The sequence below is a fragment of the Paraburkholderia sp. PGU19 genome, from assembly GCF_013426915.1.
GTDB lineage: Bacteria > Pseudomonadota > Gammaproteobacteria > Burkholderiales > Burkholderiaceae > Paraburkholderia.
Window position 1 is genome coordinate 1,830,802 of the sequence record NZ_AP023179.1, and the last position, 15,244, is coordinate 1,846,045.

The 15,244-nt window shown below is 65.7% G+C and carries 13 protein-coding genes; 11 read left to right on the forward strand and 2 right to left on the reverse strand.

The window, feature by feature from the left end:
• Nucleotides 1-100: 100 nt before the first annotated feature.
• The 11 genes from pgaA to H1204_RS08480 all read left to right on the forward strand — a co-directional run bounded on the left by pgaA (nt 101) and on the right by H1204_RS08480 (nt 12,886).
• Nucleotides 101-2,146, forward strand: a complete 2,046-nt coding sequence (gene pgaA, locus H1204_RS08430; RefSeq protein WP_180730744.1) for a poly-beta-1,6 N-acetyl-D-glucosamine export porin PgaA — start codon at nt 101-103, stop codon at nt 2,144-2,146.
• A 6-nt stretch (nt 2,147-2,152) separates the two neighbouring features.
• The gene (pgaB, locus tag H1204_RS08435; protein ID WP_180730745.1) at nt 2,153-4,195 is read left to right on the forward strand and encodes a poly-beta-1,6-N-acetyl-D-glucosamine N-deacetylase PgaB; all 2,043 of its coding nucleotides are present in this window, start codon (nt 2,153-2,155) and stop codon (nt 4,193-4,195) included.
• Nucleotides 4,196-4,262: 67 nt separating this feature from the next.
• Nucleotides 4,263-5,552, forward strand: coding sequence for a poly-beta-1,6-N-acetyl-D-glucosamine synthase (gene pgaC, locus H1204_RS08440; protein ID WP_243468583.1), 1,290 nt, complete (start codon nt 4,263-4,265; stop codon nt 5,550-5,552).
• A gap of 67 nt (nt 5,553-5,619) precedes the next feature.
• Nucleotides 5,620-6,072: a hypothetical protein gene (locus tag H1204_RS08445; protein ID WP_180730747.1), complete on the forward strand. Its 453-nt coding sequence runs from the start codon at nt 5,620-5,622 to the stop codon at nt 6,070-6,072.
• A gap of 46 nt (nt 6,073-6,118) precedes the next feature.
• Nucleotides 6,119-7,948: a glutamine--fructose-6-phosphate transaminase (isomerizing) gene (glmS, locus tag H1204_RS08450; protein ID WP_180730748.1), complete on the forward strand. Its 1,830-nt coding sequence runs from the start codon at nt 6,119-6,121 to the stop codon at nt 7,946-7,948.
• 9 nt (nt 7,949-7,957) lie between these two features.
• On the forward strand, nt 7,958-9,190 hold the full coding sequence (locus H1204_RS08455) for a hypothetical protein (RefSeq protein WP_180730749.1): 1,233 nt from the start codon (nt 7,958-7,960) through the stop codon (nt 9,188-9,190).
• Between the two features lie 138 nt (nt 9,191-9,328).
• Nucleotides 9,329-9,700 (forward strand): GFA family protein, encoded by a 372-nt coding sequence (locus H1204_RS08460; RefSeq protein ID WP_180730750.1) that lies wholly within the window; start codon nt 9,329-9,331, stop codon nt 9,698-9,700.
• A gap of 67 nt (nt 9,701-9,767) precedes the next feature.
• Nucleotides 9,768-10,514, forward strand: a complete 747-nt coding sequence (locus H1204_RS08465; RefSeq protein WP_180730751.1) for a response regulator — start codon at nt 9,768-9,770, stop codon at nt 10,512-10,514.
• Entirely contained in the window at nt 10,511-11,842 is a 1,332-nt protein-coding gene (locus H1204_RS08470; RefSeq protein WP_180730752.1) for a HAMP domain-containing sensor histidine kinase, read from the forward strand. Before H1204_RS08465 ends, H1204_RS08470 begins: the two co-directional genes overlap by 4 nt.
• Before the next feature lie 219 nt (nt 11,843-12,061).
• Nucleotides 12,062-12,514, forward strand: a complete 453-nt coding sequence (locus H1204_RS08475) for an SET domain-containing protein-lysine N-methyltransferase (RefSeq protein ID WP_180730753.1) — start codon at nt 12,062-12,064, stop codon at nt 12,512-12,514.
• Between the two features lie 120 nt (nt 12,515-12,634).
• Nucleotides 12,635-12,886, forward strand: a complete 252-nt coding sequence (locus H1204_RS08480; protein WP_180730754.1) for a hypothetical protein — start codon at nt 12,635-12,637, stop codon at nt 12,884-12,886.
• Nucleotides 12,887-13,013: 127 nt separating this feature from the next.
• Here the strand turns inward: H1204_RS08480 and H1204_RS08485 are convergent, their stop codons facing one another.
• Both H1204_RS08485 and H1204_RS08490 read right to left on the reverse strand, forming a co-directional pair.
• Complete coding sequence (locus H1204_RS08485; RefSeq protein ID WP_180730755.1) at nt 13,014-14,450, reverse strand: ATP-binding protein; 1,437 nt, start codon at nt 14,448-14,450, stop codon at nt 13,014-13,016.
• Nucleotides 14,447-15,106 (reverse strand): response regulator, encoded by a 660-nt coding sequence (locus tag H1204_RS08490; RefSeq protein WP_180730756.1) that lies wholly within the window; start codon nt 15,104-15,106, stop codon nt 14,447-14,449. Before H1204_RS08490 ends, H1204_RS08485 begins: the two co-directional genes overlap by 4 nt.
• Nucleotides 15,107-15,244 lie beyond the last annotated feature (138 nt).

The following is a 15,244-nucleotide window of genomic DNA, read 5'->3' on the forward strand; positions in this document are numbered from 1 at the left end:
CGCCTCTCACAGGCCACGCGACGTTGTTGCTCTCCATGCGCCATTTGCATGGTGCAGGGACTCGCTTTGTCTGGAGCCTGGCACCGACAAGCGAGGAATCATGAAAACGAAACGCTCTAGCCGACACAAGCACGCTGCAGTCAAGGCGACCGCCTTGCTGCTGGTGCTGCTTGCGCGCGACTACTGCGCCGCGCAGCCGACCACTGCGTCCGAAAGCACGGGGAACGTCGCAGCAGGACATGTTGCAGAAGGCAAGGTAGACACGGAGCGCGACCAGCTCCGCAAACGCATCTTTGCGGAAGCGGGCGCGGGAGCCGCGCAGCTTGCGCTGCAGGAAGCGCGTGCGAGCCTGGACGTGTTCTCCGATCACGACCTGTTCCAGATCGAAGCGCTCGTCGTCGAGACGGAGGTGCACTGGGGAAGGCAACAGTCGCTTGCTTCCGATGAACCCGACCGGCTCGCGCAGTCGAACACGGCGCTCGCGCATATCGACGAGATGCTGGCGCGCATGCCGGCATCGGATGAATTCGCGGACGTGCGCCGCTCGGTGCTCGTCGAAAAAGTCGCTGCATTGCAGGGCGTCGGCCGCATGAAGGAGGCGACGGTGCTCTACGAAGACCTGTCGCGCTCGAACCAGCCGATGCCCGCGCGCACCTACGCGGCAGCCGGCGATGCGTACACGTACCTCGATCAGCCGCGCAAAGCGGCGCCCGCTTACGAGCGTGCGTTGCAGACGCCCGTCGAGCCGCTCGTGCCGTCCGTCGAGCCGCACGCGTTGAAACGCATCGACGTGCAGGAGGGGCTCTTTTTCGCGTACCTCGATTCAGGCCGCTACGACAACGCGCAGCAGCTGCTCAAGGAAATTTCCGCCAGCACGCCGATTCGCGCGGATCTCTCCGACCACCCGGAAGACGTGAACGAAGACTATGGCCGTGTGAAGAAGCTGCAGGCGCAGTACCTGCTCTACACGGACCGCACGCGCGAAGGCGTCGCCGCGCTCGACGAACTGCGTCACGAGGCGCCGTTCGATCCCGCGCTGATCAGCGCGCGCTCGGATGCGTCGCTCGTGCAGCAGCGTCCGCACGAGGCGCAGAAGGTCTACGAAGGCACGCTCGTCGATCACCCCGGCGACATCGAAACGCTCGCGGGTCTGGGCCGCACGGCGCTCGAACTGGGTCAGTACGACCGCGCGGCCGACGTCAATGCAACCTTCAGCGACCGCTTTCCCGATAACAACACGGTCAAGACGTTCCAGCAGGATTACGCGGCATACAAGAGCCCGCAGTTGATCGTCGCCGGCAACGGGCAGAAGGGCAACTCGGTCCTCGCCGATGAAAACTGGGGCATCGACACGCAGCTGTACTCGATGCCGCTCGCCGAGTACTGGCGCGTGTTCGCGCATCAGTTCAGCGGCCGCGCAAACACGGGCGACGGCAACAGCGTGAGCCGCATCCGCAACGGCATCGGCGCGGACTTCCGCTTTCATGGCATCGACGCCGCGGCGGAAGTCGACCGCTCGACGGGCGGTCAGGCGAAAACAGGCGGCGCCGGCAGCGTGAGCTACGCACCCGACGACCGCTGGCGCTTTTCGGCAGGTGTCGACAGCAACGTCAACACGCTGCCGTGGAAAGCGTACCAGGCAGGCGTCACGGGCCGTGCGGCAACGGGTGGCGTGCGCTACAGCATCGACGATTACCGCTACTTCGATCTTACGTACGGCGCGACGCGCTATAGCGACACGAACTTCAACCAGGCGTGGGTCGGCACGTGGTACGAGCGTCTCATCAACACGCCGAGCCATCTCGTCGCGACGTGGGTGGAGTTGAACACGAGCAGCAACACGCTCGCGAACACCGCGTACTTCGCACCGCATCGCGACATGACGGCGCAACTCACGGCGATGTACCAGTGGACGTCGTGGCGCAACGCGGACCAGTCGCTTGCGAACCGCGCGTACGCGACGGTCGGCGGCTACCGACAAACGGATATCGGCAACAGCATGCTGTGGGAAGTGCGGCTTGAGCAGCAATGGCAATTCAACGCGCACGCATCGCTTGCGTATGGCATCGGCCTTTCCAGCCAGCGCCTCGATCACACGCGCGAGACCAGCAAGCTCATCTACCTGAACCTGAACATTCCTCTGTAGGTCACCATGGACAAGCTCAATCGCAGACGTTTTCTTGCATTCGCCGCCGGTCTCGCCGCCGTACCCGCTGCGCAGGCCCGTATCGCGCTCGACCGTTTGCCGCCGGCCGACGCGGACGATGGCCTGACGTTCCGCGTGCTCGCCATTCACGACATCCGCGACGACCTGCGCGCCGATGTGTCGACGGTCGCCGATACCTGCGCGATCAGCACGGCCACGCTCAACACGATCTTCGCCTGGCTGAAGGCGAAGGACTTCCGCCCGGTGAGCGTCGATCAGATCGTCGCGTCGCGCAACGGCGGTCCGCGCCTGCCGCCGCGCGCCGTGCTGCTCACCTTCGACGACGCATACAAGAGCCAGTTCACGCGCGCGTTCCCGCTGCTTCAGCAGTACGGCTATCCCGCGCTGATCGGCGTCGTCACGCGCTGGACCGACACGCCCGCAGGCGACCCCGTGCGCATCAGCCACAAGTCGGTGATGCCGCCGGGCTACTTCATGAGCTGGGACGACCTGCGCGAGATGGCGAACTCCGGCCTCGTCGAAGTGGCGTCGCACACGCACGACATGCACCACGGCGCGCTTGCCAATCCGCAAGGCAATGAACTGCCCGCCGCGAGCGCGCATCTGTACTACCCGCAGCTGGAGCGCTACGAGACGGACGAAGAGTACCAGGCGCGCGTGCACGACGACCTGAAGCAGAGCGTCGACCTGATCGAGGCCCGCACGGGCGTGACCGTGCGCTCGGCCGTGTGGCCGTACGGGATGTACAACGCGGCGCTCATCAAGGCGTCGCAGGCGCTCGGCATGTCCGTGCATTTCACGCTCGACGACGGCCCGAACACGCCCGACGTGCCGCTCACGGCAATTCGCCGCCTGCTGGTCTCATACGACTGGGACGTCGGCACGCTGATCGCGCAGATGCGTTCGTCGCGCCTGTATCGCGGCGAACACAATCCCGTCGAACGCGTGGTCAATGTGTCGCTCGACGAGATGTACGACATCGATCCGAACAGGAGCGAAGAAAAGCTCGGCAGGCTGCTCGACCGCATCAAGGATCTCGAGCCGAAGTCGGTGTACCTGAAGGCGTACTGGGACCCCGACAACACGGGCGTCGCACGCGCACTGTACTACCCGAACCGCCATATGCCGATGCGCGCCGACCTGTTCAACCGCGTCGCGTGGCAACTGATCACGCGCGCCGGCGTCCAGGTGTACGCGCGCATGCCGCTGCTCGCGTTCGATCTGCCGACAGGGCATGCGGCGGCGGGACGTTTCGTCGAAGTCGCGGCCAACGGCCCCGCTGATACGCGGCAAGGCCGCACGCCGCGCCTGAGTCCGTTCGATCCCGTTGCGCGTCAAACCATCCAGGACATCTACGACGACCTCACGCGTTATTCGAGCTTCAACGGCGTCGTGTTCGGCGCGGACGCGACCTTGAACGCGTACGAGGACACGAGCGCCGCGGCGCTGGCCGTGTACCGCTCGTGGGGCCTCCCCGGTGACGTCGCGCAGATTCACGCGTCCGACGACCTGATGCAGCGCTGGGCGAAGGGCAAGACCGCCTATCTGAACACCTTCACGAACCAGCTTGCCGAGCGCGTGCGCGCCTATCAGGGCGGCGGCAACGTGCTGACGGCGCGCACCGTGCCCGCCGAGGCTGTGTTCGATGCGAACGCCGAGCGCAACTTCTCGTTGAGCCTCGCGTCGTCGCTGGCGAACTACGACTTCGTCGCGCTGACGGCGGCGCCGCGTGCCAGTGGCGAACGCGTCAGCGACGCTTGGCTCGACAGCCTGCGCCAAACGGTGATGCAGCAGCAGGGCGCGGTGGCGAAGACCGTGTTCGAGCTGCCGGCGATCAACCAGCAGACGCAGCAGCCCGTCGAGGCGGCCGTGCTGCGCGCGCAGATGAAGCGGCTCAACGCGGCGGGTGTCGTGCATCTGGGCTACGGGCCGGACGACTTCCTGAAGAACCGGCCGGACACGACCGTGCTGCGCGACGTGATGTCGGTGCAGAGCACGCTGAGATCGAATCAGGGGATGTTGGGTTGAGCCTCGCGCGACGCATGTCGATCAACGCGATGCCAACCCGGACCAGGGGACCACAATGAAAAACGCAATGAACATCATCTCGAACTTCGTCTTCTACTATCCGCTGCTGATGGCGTATCTGTGGATGGTGGGGGGACTGCTTCACTATCTGCTGATCGAGCGCCGCGACGCCGGGCGCAAGGCGGCGCCGCCGCTTGCCTCGTATCCGAAGGTGTCCGTCGTCGTGCCTTGCTACAACGAAGCGGACAACGTGCGCGAAGTGATCGCGTGTCTCGACCAGCTGAACTATCCGAACTACAACATCATCGCGATCAACGACGGCAGCCGCGATGAAACGGGCGCGATCCTGAACCAGCTCGTAAATGTGTATCCGAAGCTCGTCGTCGTGCACCAGCATCAGAACGAGGGCAAGGCGATCGGTCTCACGACGGCCGCGATGCTGTCGGATGCCGAGTACCTGATGTGTATCGACGGCGATTCGCTGCTCGACAAGGAAGCGATCGGCTGGATGCTGCGCCACTTCCTCGACGATCCATCCGTCGGCGCGGTGACGGGCAACCCGCGCATCCGCACGCGCTCGTCGCTGCTCGGGCGCATGCAGGTGGGCGAGTTTTCATCGATCGTCGGTCTCATCAAGCGTACGCAGCATATGTATGGACGCTTGCTGACGGTGTCGGGCGTGGTGTCGATGTTCAGGAAACGCGCACTGCAGGAAGTGGGCTACTGGAGCTCCGACATGCTGACGGAAGATATCGACATCAGCTGGAAGCTGCAGGTGCAGGGCTGGGGCGTGGACTTCGAATCGCGCGCGCTCAGCTGGATCCTGATGCCCGAGACCTTCCGCGGTCTCTACAAGCAGCGTCTGCGCTGGGCCAAGGGCGGCATCCAGGTGCTCTTCAAGTACGCGGGCGCCGTGCTCTCCCGTCGCAACATGATGATGTGGCCGATCTTCATCGAGTACGCTACGAGCATCGTATGGGCGTATTGCATGCTGTTCACGCTCGTGATGATGGCGGCCACCGCGCTCTTCACGCTGCCCGAAACCTGGCGCTTCGCGTTCGTGCCGCGCGGCACGGGTGTGCTGCTGTTCGCGACCTGCTGCGCGCAGATCCTGATCGGCTGTCTGATCGACCGGCGCTACGACAAGAACCTGCTGCGCTATTTCGTCGACACCGTCTGGTATCCCGCTGCGTTCTGGGCAATCAGCATGATTGCGTCGGTGATCGCGCTGCCGGGCGTGATCAGCCAGCGCCGCAGAAAGCGCGCGCGCTGGGTCAGCCCGGATCGCGGCATCCGTTCGAGCGGCGCGGTCACGGCCGACGCCTCGGCGGCACTGCTCACGCAGCGTCCGGATTGAAGCACTGAAGCACGTGGGATGAAGCAATCGAATTGACAACGCAAGTCAACCGTTTCAGGGGAACAACATGGAATTTCCGATCATCGATGTTTCGAAGCAGTCCGTCTCGCAGTTCGCCACGGAAGGCAGCAAGGCCAAAGCCATGCGCACCGTCGCGTGGTATCGCGTGGTGCGGCCGACGCTCGTGCTCGGCACGTGGGTGCTGGCCGCACTGTATATCCGCTGGTGTCTTGCGAATGCGAGCGAAGAAGAGCTGTCGCTCGATGCGTTCATGCCCGGCATCATGGGCATCGGCATCGTCGCGCTGGCGATGATTCTGTGGACCTTCGGCCGCCAGATGGACGCAATGAGCACGAACCGCGTGCGCCGCATGCCGCAGACGAGTGAAGCGCAAGCGCCGCAGACTACGCACGAAATTCCGGAAGGCGATGCGGGCCGCTGCCTCGTCGCCTATCACGACGCCGACGGCATGATCTCGCACGTCATGAGCGTGCCCGAGTTCGAGCGCGAAGCGGCATAAGCGAGCGCGTTCTCACAGTACAAACACACGCACCACGGAGACCAACATGTGCGGAATCGTAGGAGCAGTGGCCCAGCGCGACGTCGTCGGCGTGCTGACGGAAGGCCTGCGCAGGCTCGAATATCGCGGCTATGACTCGTGCGGCGTCGCCGTCCTGCAACACGGCGCGCCGCGCCGCGTGCGCAGCGTCGAGCGCGTCGCGAATCTCGCGGACCAGGTTCATGAAGCAAGGCTGTCGGGCACGATCGGCGTTGCGCACACGCGCTGGGCGACGCACGGCGCGCCCGTCACCGACAACGCGCACCCGATCTTTTCGCGCGACGAGATCGCGCTCGTGCACAACGGCATCATCGAGAATCACGAGCCGCTGCGCGACGAGCTGACAGCGCTCGGCTATGCGTTCGAATCGGATACCGACACGGAAGTGATCGCGCATCTGATCCATCACACGCGCGAGCAGGACCCGTCGCGCGACCTGCTGACGGCCGTGCAGCGGGCATTGCTGCGTCTGCGCGGCGCGTATGCGATCGCCGTGTTCGCGAAGAGCGAGCCCGACCGCGTGATCGGCGCGCGCGCCGGCTCGCCGCTGGTGATCGGCGTGGGCGAGCGCGGCAACTATCTGGCCTCGGATGCGATGGCGCTGTCGGGCACGGTCGAACATTTCATCTTCCTGGAAGAAGGCGATATCGCGGTGCTGTCGTGCGACGGCGTGCATATCGTCGATCGCGACGGCGCGACCGTGCGCCGCGAAGTGCAGGCGCAGCACGCGAGCCACTACGCGGCCGAACTCGGTCCGTATCGTCACTACATGCAGAAGGAAATCTTCGAGCAGCCGGACGTCGTCGCCGACGCGACGGAGCGCGTCCGTTCGATCACTCCCGCCTTGTTCGGCGCGAATGCGCAGCGCGCGTTCAGCGAGATCGACTCGCTGCTGCTGCTCGCGTGCGGCACGAGCTATTACTCCGCGCTGACGGCGAAGTACTGGCTCGAATCGATCGCGGGGATTCCGACTCAGGTGGAGATCGCGAGCGAGTACCGGTATCGCGAGAGCGTGGTGAATCCGTGCGCGATGGTCGTCGTCGTGTCGCAATCGGGCGAAACGGCCGATACGCTCGTCGCGTTGAAGCACGCGCAGGAACTCGGCCATCACCATACGCTCGCGATCTGCAACGTGCCGCATAGCTCGATGATGCGGCTTACGGAATTGCAGTACCTGACGGGCGCGGGGCCGGAAATCGGCGTCGCTTCGACGAAGGCGTTCACGACCCAACTGGTCGCGCTGTTCCTGCTCGCGCTCACGCTCGGCAAGGAACGCGGCCACGTGAGCACCGACGAGGAAGCGCACGCGCTGCGGCAACTGCATCATCTGCCGGCCGCGCTCAATAGCGTGCTCGCGCTGGAGCCGCAACTCGTCGCATGGGCGGAAGCGCTTGCGCGCAAGGACCACGCGCTGTTCCTCGGGCGCGGCGTGCATTACCCCATCGCGCTCGAAGGCGCGCTCAAGCTGAAGGAAATCTCGTACGTGCATGCGGAAGCGTATCCGGCGGGCGAACTGAAGCATGGGCCGCTGGCGATCGTCACGAACGAGATGCCCGTCATCACGATCGCGCCGAATGACGCGCTGCTTGAAAAACTCAAGTCGAACATCCAGGAAGTGCGTGCGCGCGGCGGCCAGCTGTACGTGCTCGCCGATGCGGGCACGAAGATCGAAAGCCGCGACGGCGTGCGCGTGATCCAGCTGCCCGAGCATTACGGGCCGCTATCTCCGATCCTGCATGTGGTGCCGCTGCAATTGCTCGCGTATCACACGGCTTGCGCGCGCGGCACCGACGTCGACAAGCCCCGCAATCTTGCGAAGTCGGTCACGGTGGAGTGAAGGGCGCTCATGCGGACTACGATTGCAGTGCTCGTCATGGCGGCCACGGTGGCCGCAAGCTGCGTCGTTCCGTCCGCGCTCGCGGGCGGAACGAAGGCGGCCAGGGCCGCTAAAGCCGCGAGCGCGCCGACGGGCGACCTGCGCGCCTATATGCACGGCATCGGCGCGATTACCGATGCGCAGGGCGCCACCACCGTGTTCTTCAGCAGCTCGGGCCTGCCGCCGCGCGGCGCGGGGCGCGACCGCAACTGGACGCACGATGTCTACATCGCGCGCTGGACGCCGCAGCAGCCCAAGCTCGACCGTCCACGCGTGTTCATCAGCCGGCCGGAGGCGCAGGAGCCCGTGTCCGTCGCGCAGAACGATACGGGCCGCGTGATGGTGTCGTTCGAGGACGGCTGGAATACGCCGAATGAAGTGAGCCAGCGCTATGGCGTCTATACGTCCGACCTGAAGGACGTGAAGCCCTATCCGAACGATGTGCTGTCGGGCGGACACTCGGGGCATGTCGCCGCCGTCGGCTCGCGCTTCGTCGTGTTCTATTCGAACGACTGGGTGAACGGCGGCGGCGTCGATAACCTCGGCACGGGCAACGGCGTGTACGTGAAGACCTACGATGCCGACGGCGCGCTGCTGCAAGCCATCGACGTCGCGCCGCGCGTGCGCGAATGGTGGCCGATGCTTGCCGCCTCGCCGACGCGCGCGCTGCTCGTGTGGCAGCAGTACGTGAGCGGCGAGACGTATGCGCGGCTGAAGGTCGCGACGCTCGATCCGTCGGCGGGCGCGCTCAGCGAGCCGCGCGTGATCGCGGACCGGCTGCTGTACTACACGTATGCGGCGGCGTACGTGCCTTCCATCGACCGCTTCGTCGTGGTCGCGACGACCGACAAGGGCAAAGGCTTCGCGCAACTGATCGACGCTAGCGGCCAGACCACAGCGACGCTCGATTGCATGCCGGCGTCGGTGCGCGAGGCGGGCATCGCGGTGATCGGCGAGCGGGCGTTCACGCCGTCGCAGGATGGACGTTTGCTGCATCTGAAGCTCACGGCGGCGTCGATCGAACTGGCGGGCACGCAGCCTTCGCCGATTGCATGGACTTATACAGGCAGCGTCGGGCTGGTGCGCTCGCCGACCCAGCTGCATTGGGTCGCGACGAGCCCGAAAGGGCTGCAGGAGGCGGACTTCGATCTGAAGGCGGCGAATGTGAAGGCGCCCGATGCGAAGGATCTGTGCAAGGGATAGCAGTTTCCCCGTGCGTGCGGTGACGCCCAGCGGCCGCACGCACCCCAATTTTGTATCGCTGTACCGGCCAGATACATTGGGACACATAGCCGGGAATGGGCCAGGGTATAAAACCGTCATCGCATCGAGGAGCACGCCATGACTACCCACACTCACCACGGCTCATGCCATTGCGGCGCCGTCAAATTCACAGTCGAAACGCCCGTTACGCCTGCCGTCCGCTGCAACTGCAGCCTGTGCCGGCGCAAGGGCGCGCTGATGTCGCCGTTCTTTCCGGCGAGCGCGCTCAATATCGTGTCCGGCAAGGACAGCCTGACGCTGTACCAGTTCAACACGCAGGTCGCGAAGCACTATTTCTGCAAGCAGTGCGGCATCTATCCGTTTCATCAGACCCGCAAGGACCCGAACCTGTGGCGTGTGAACATCGGCTGTCTGGATGACGTCGATCCGTATGCGCTGGAGGCGTCGGTGGCGGACGGCAAGAGCCTGTCCGTGGTGGAAGACGCCTGAAGGCCGCCTGAAGGCCCCATAAAGGACGCGTAAGATAAGCGAACTCTGGCAGGCGAAGGAGCCTTGTGTGGACAAAACGGATCACGTTCTGATCGTCGACGACGACCGCGATATTCGCGAGCTGGTCGGCACGTATCTCACCAGGAATGGCGTGCGCGTGACGCTCGCTTCGGGTGGCCGGCAAATGCGCGCGGCGCTCGCCGACGAACGGCCCGACCTGATCGTGCTCGATCTGATGCTGCCCGGCGAAAGCGGCCTCGACCTGTGCCGCGAACTGCGCGCGGGTGAATTTCAGACCATCCCGATCCTGATGCTGACGGCGCTAAGCGAAGAGACCGACCGCGTGGTCGGCCTCGAAATGGGCGCTGACGACTACCTGGCGAAACCCTTCGCGGTGCGCGAACTGCTGGCCCGCATCCGCGCGATCCTGCGGCGCGCGCGGATGATGCCGCACGGCGGCAGCGACGAGCCGGCGAACGCCGCGCACTTCCTGCGCTTCGGCGACTGGCGGCTCGATACGATTGGCCGCAATCTGATCGACAGCGACGGCACGATGGTCGCGTTGAGCGGCGCCGAATACCGGCTGTTGCGCGTGTTCGTCGACCATCCGCAGCGCGTGCTGACGCGCGACCAGCTGCTGACGCTCACGCAAGGGCGGCAGACGGAACCGTTCGACCGCTCGATCGATCTGCTGGTGAGCCGCGTGCGTCAGCGTCTGGGCGACGACGCGCGCGAGCCGCGCTACATCAAGACGCTGCGCAACGAAGGCTATGTGTTCTCGTCGCTCGTGACGGCCGAGGACAACGGCGGATGAACGCGTCAATCGCTCGTCTGCGCGGCCTGTGGCCGCCGCGCTCGCTGTTCATGCGCCTGTCGCTGATTTTCGTGGCCGGGCTGCTGGCCGCGCAGACGCTGTCGTTCTGGCTCACGATGACCGAGCGCAACGAGGCGACCATGCACGTGATGGTCGGCTACATCGGCCAGGAGGTGACCAGTTCCGTCGCGCTGCTGGACCGCCTGACGCCTGCCGAGCGCGAGGAATGGCTGCCGAAGCTCGCGCGGCGCAGCTATCGCTTCGTGCTGGGTCCGGGCAGCAGTGGCATGCCGCCGGACGCGAAGCTGTCGCAGGAAATCGGCGCGTCGATCGCGAAGGACATCGGCTCGCGCTACAAGGTGACGGCCAACGCCATTCCCGGCGAGAGCGAGCATCTCGAAGTGCACCTGACGCTGAGCGACGGCACGCCGCTCACCATCGACATGCATCCGATGCACGGCATCCCGCTGTCGCCGTGGCTGCCGCTCGTTCTGATCGCGCAACTGGCGCTGCTCGCGGGTTGCGCATGGCTCGCCGTGCGCCTCGCCACGCGTCCGCTCGAGCGTCTCGCGCGCGCCGCCGACACGCTCGGCCCCGATCTCGCGCCCGCCGCGCTGCCCGAAGACGGCCCCGAAGAAGTGGCGCGCGCGTCGAAAGCATTCAACGCGATGCAGACGCGCATCGGCATTTATATGCGCGAGCGGCTGCAAATCCTCGCGGCGATTTCGCACGATCTGCAAACGCCCATCACGCGCATGCGGATACGCGCCGACCTGCTCGACGACGAAGCCGAGCGCGCCCGCCTGCAAAAAGACCTGAAGGAAATGGAATTGCTGGTGCGCGAAGGCGTCGCCTATGCGCGCACGCTGCACGGTGCCGACGAAAAGCCGCGCCGCATCGATCCCGATGCGCTGATCGAAAGCATGGTCAGCGACTATACGGATGCGGGCGACCCCGTCTCGCTGACGGGGCACGTCGGCCAGCCCGTGACGACGCGTCCGCAGGCGCTGCGCCGCATTCTCGGCAATCTGATCGACAACGCGCTGAAGTACTCGGGGCACGAAGCGGTGACGGTGGAAGTGAGTGTCGATGCGGCGCGCGGGCGGCAACTGTCCGTCGCCGTGCTCGATCGCGGTCCCGGCATTCCGCAGGAACTGCTCGATGCCGTGTTCCAGCCGTTCTATCGCGTCGAAAGCTCGCGCAACCGCGAGACGGGCGGCACGGGGCTCGGGCTCGCCATCGCGAAGCAGCTTGCGCAGTCGATGAGCGCGACGCTGACCTTGCGCAACCGCGAAGGCGGTGGGCTGGAAGCGCGCCTCACGTTGTGACGGGCGCTGCCGCGCCGTGCTTCGTCATGGCGCGCACGTAGTCGCGAGCGTCGCAATCGTGAAGCGCACGCAGGCGTGTTTCCGATCGTTCGCGCATGGGCGCTGAAGCGCATCGTCGCGATTTCGATGCCCATGAGAGCACGAACATACGCACATCGATAACAGCGCATTTTTTTCGCGCTCTATACTGAAGCGATCATTTCTCTTCGAAAGCAGGCCATGCGTCGTTTATCAGTCAGGCGGTCGCCGATTCACGGCAAAGGTGTGTTCGCGTTGTGCACGCTCGCGGCGGGCGAACGCATCATCGAATATAAAGGCGAAGTGACGTCATGGCGGCGCGCGGCGCGACGCATCGAACGCACGGGCGACTACGGGCACACGTTCGTGTTCGGCCTGTCGGATGGACGGGTGATCGACGGCAGCGTCGGCGGCAATAGCGCGCGCTGGCTGAACCACGCGTGCCGGGCCAATTGCGAGGCGGTCGAGATCGACGGACGCGTGTTCATCGAAGCCGCCGTCGATATCCAGCGCGGCGAAGAACTGTTCATCTCGTACGGACTGTCCGTGGACGACCCGCACGACGAAGAAACGCGCAGCCAGTACGTGTGCCGGTGCGGATCGCCTGCGTGCCGGGGCACGATGCTCGCGACGGGGGAAGACGCGCTCGCGTGAGCGTGACCTGGCGGGTTCTGGAAGCTGGAATGCCGGACCGCGGGTTCGGGAAGGGTTGCCGTCGGGCGGGCTGTAAGTCGGGCTGTGATACAGTCCCCGCAGCGTTCCAGAGAGGCGTCCATGACAAACCGACCACGGAAGACCCTGCATTCCCCGGCACCGACCTTGCCGATGTTGCTGATGCAACTGGAGGCATCGCTGCCTTCGCTGATGACCGAGCCGGCGTCATTGTCGAGCGCGCTCGTGCGTGTCTGCCGATGCCTCGACCGCGCCGGCGCGCCCATGCGCCAGCGCAAGCCGCGCGCGGCACGGCCCGCCCGCGTGAAAGCGGCGAGCGTCGATATGCCGATGTCGCTGCCGCTCTTTCCCTGATACTGATGCGTGGGTGAACCTCGCCTGCCACGCGGCGAGCGGTTTGCGTCACCTCTCTTTTCTTTTCCCTACCGACCTTCGAGCAGAGCGAGACGCGCAGGCGCGCAGGCGCGCGTTGGGGCTCCCGTCAGGCCGTTCCCGCTGCCTCACGCGCGCGCACACCCGGCACGCGCGGAAACGCGATCTGCACGGCAAGCCCGCGCCGTCCGATGCCCGAGCCGATATGAATCTGCGCATTGAAATGCGCGGCGATGCGCGCGACGATCGACAACCCGAGCCCGCTGCCGTTGCCGCTCGCGGACGCCGAAGCGCCGCGAAAGAAGCGGTCGGTGAGACGCAGGCGTTCTTCGTCGGTGACGCCGGGGCCGTTGTCGGAGACCGTCAGCGATACCGTCTGCGCGTCGGCCAGCACGGTGATGTGCACCCGGCCGCCGGGCTCGCCGTACTTGATCGCGTTGTCGAGCAGATTGTCGATCAGCGTGCGGGCCAGCGCGCGGTCCGCATAGACTTCGGCGTCGCGTTCGCCCGACAGCATCACGGCCATCGATTTGTCTTCCGCATGCGGCGCGCGGAACGCGATCGCCTCGCCGGCGACCTCAAGCAGCCGGACGGGCGCCGTCGTCACCGTGTCGCGCTCGTCGAGCCGCGCGAGCAGCAGCAACTGCTCGGCAAGATGCGCGCTGCGATCGACGCCCTGAACCACGCGGCGCATCGCCTGCTGCTGTTGCGCGCTATCGTGCGCGGCGAGCGCCACCTGCGCCTGGACCTTGATCGCGGCCAGCGGCGTCTTCAGTTCGTGCGCGGCGTCGGCCGTGAACGCCCGTTCGCGCAGGATCGACTGCTGTAATCGCGCGAGCAGCTGGTTGATCGCATCGACGAGCGGCCGGACTTCCGCGGCCGACGGATTGACGTGAATCGGCTCGAGATTGCGGCTGTCGCGCATGCGCACGGCCTTCGAGATCGCCGACAGCGGCCTGAAGCTATGGCCCACGCTGAACCAGACGAGCAGCGCGAGCACGGGCAGCGCAAACGCCATCGGCCGCGCGATGCGGCTCGCCACGCCCGTCGTCAGGTCGCTGCGCGCGTTGGCCGGTTCGAACACGCGCACCATGCGGCCCGTTGCACTGTCCTGCAACGCGTAGGCGAGCCAGGGCTGGCCGTCCACGGTCATCGTGTGCACGCTTTGCGCGGCTTCGCCCGGCTGGGCAGCGCGATGCACCGCGGCAAGGCCGGGGCTCGCGACGATCACGCGGCCCACCGCATCGCGCACCTCGAAGAGCGCATAGCGGGGCCGCGCGTCGGTGTCGTCGTCGAGGCCGGGCGACGCGCGCGAGTACTCATTGCGCACGTCGATACCCGCCGTGGCGAGCCGTGCCAGATTCGGGTCGTCGAGGCGCGCCAGCAGATGCGCGAGCTGGATCAGGCGCGCTCTGTCCCATTCGTCGACCTCACGCGTCGCATTGTTGAAGCTCCACGCGAACATGACCGCCCATACCGCGCCGACGCTGACGAGAATCAGCCACATCAGGCGGCGGCGGATCGATGTCGAGCGCAGCCGCGTCATGTCTTGTCCACGACGTAGCCAAAGCCGCGCACCGTGCGGATCACATCGCCGCCGAGCTTCTTGCGCAGGTTCGACACGTGCACTTCGATCGCATTGCTTTCGACTTCTTCCTGCCAGCCATACAGGCTTTCCTCGATCCTGGCGCGCGGCTGCGGCACGCCCGAGTGGGTGAGGAGGTGGATCAGCACGGCCCATTCGCGCGCGGTGAGCGGCACGCGCACGCCATTTCTCAATACCGTCTGCGCGACGGGGTCGACGCTCAGGTCGCGCCAGGCAATCACCTCGCTGCCGCGGCCCTGCGAGCGGCGGATCAGCGCGCGGCAGCGCGAGACGAGTTCCGCGAGATCGAACGGCTTGCCGAGGTAGTCGTCGGCGCCGGCGTCGAGGCCGCGCACCTTGTCGGCGGCTGTGTCCTTCGCGGTGAGCACGAGCACCGGGATGTCGTTGCCGCGAGCGCGCAGCGACTTCAGCAGCTCCATGCCGGAAAGTTTCGGCAAGCCGAGATCGAGAATCACGAGCAGATAGTGCGTGGTCGTGAGCGCAAGCTGCGCATGCTGGCCGTCGCGTGCCCAGTCGACGGTGAAGCCCGCGTTGCGCAGCGCGACTTCGAGCCCGCTGCCGATCAGGTCGTCGTCTTCCACGAGAAGAATGCGCATGGTGTCGTTGTCCGGCTGGTGCCTGGTCTCGGCATGTTGTATTTCCTGCGAGTCTAGCGCGGATGCGTCATGTATACGTGCGCTTGCCGTCGTTTGAAGGTGTTAAGCATTTCTTCAGGTTCGCGCGTTAGCATCCCC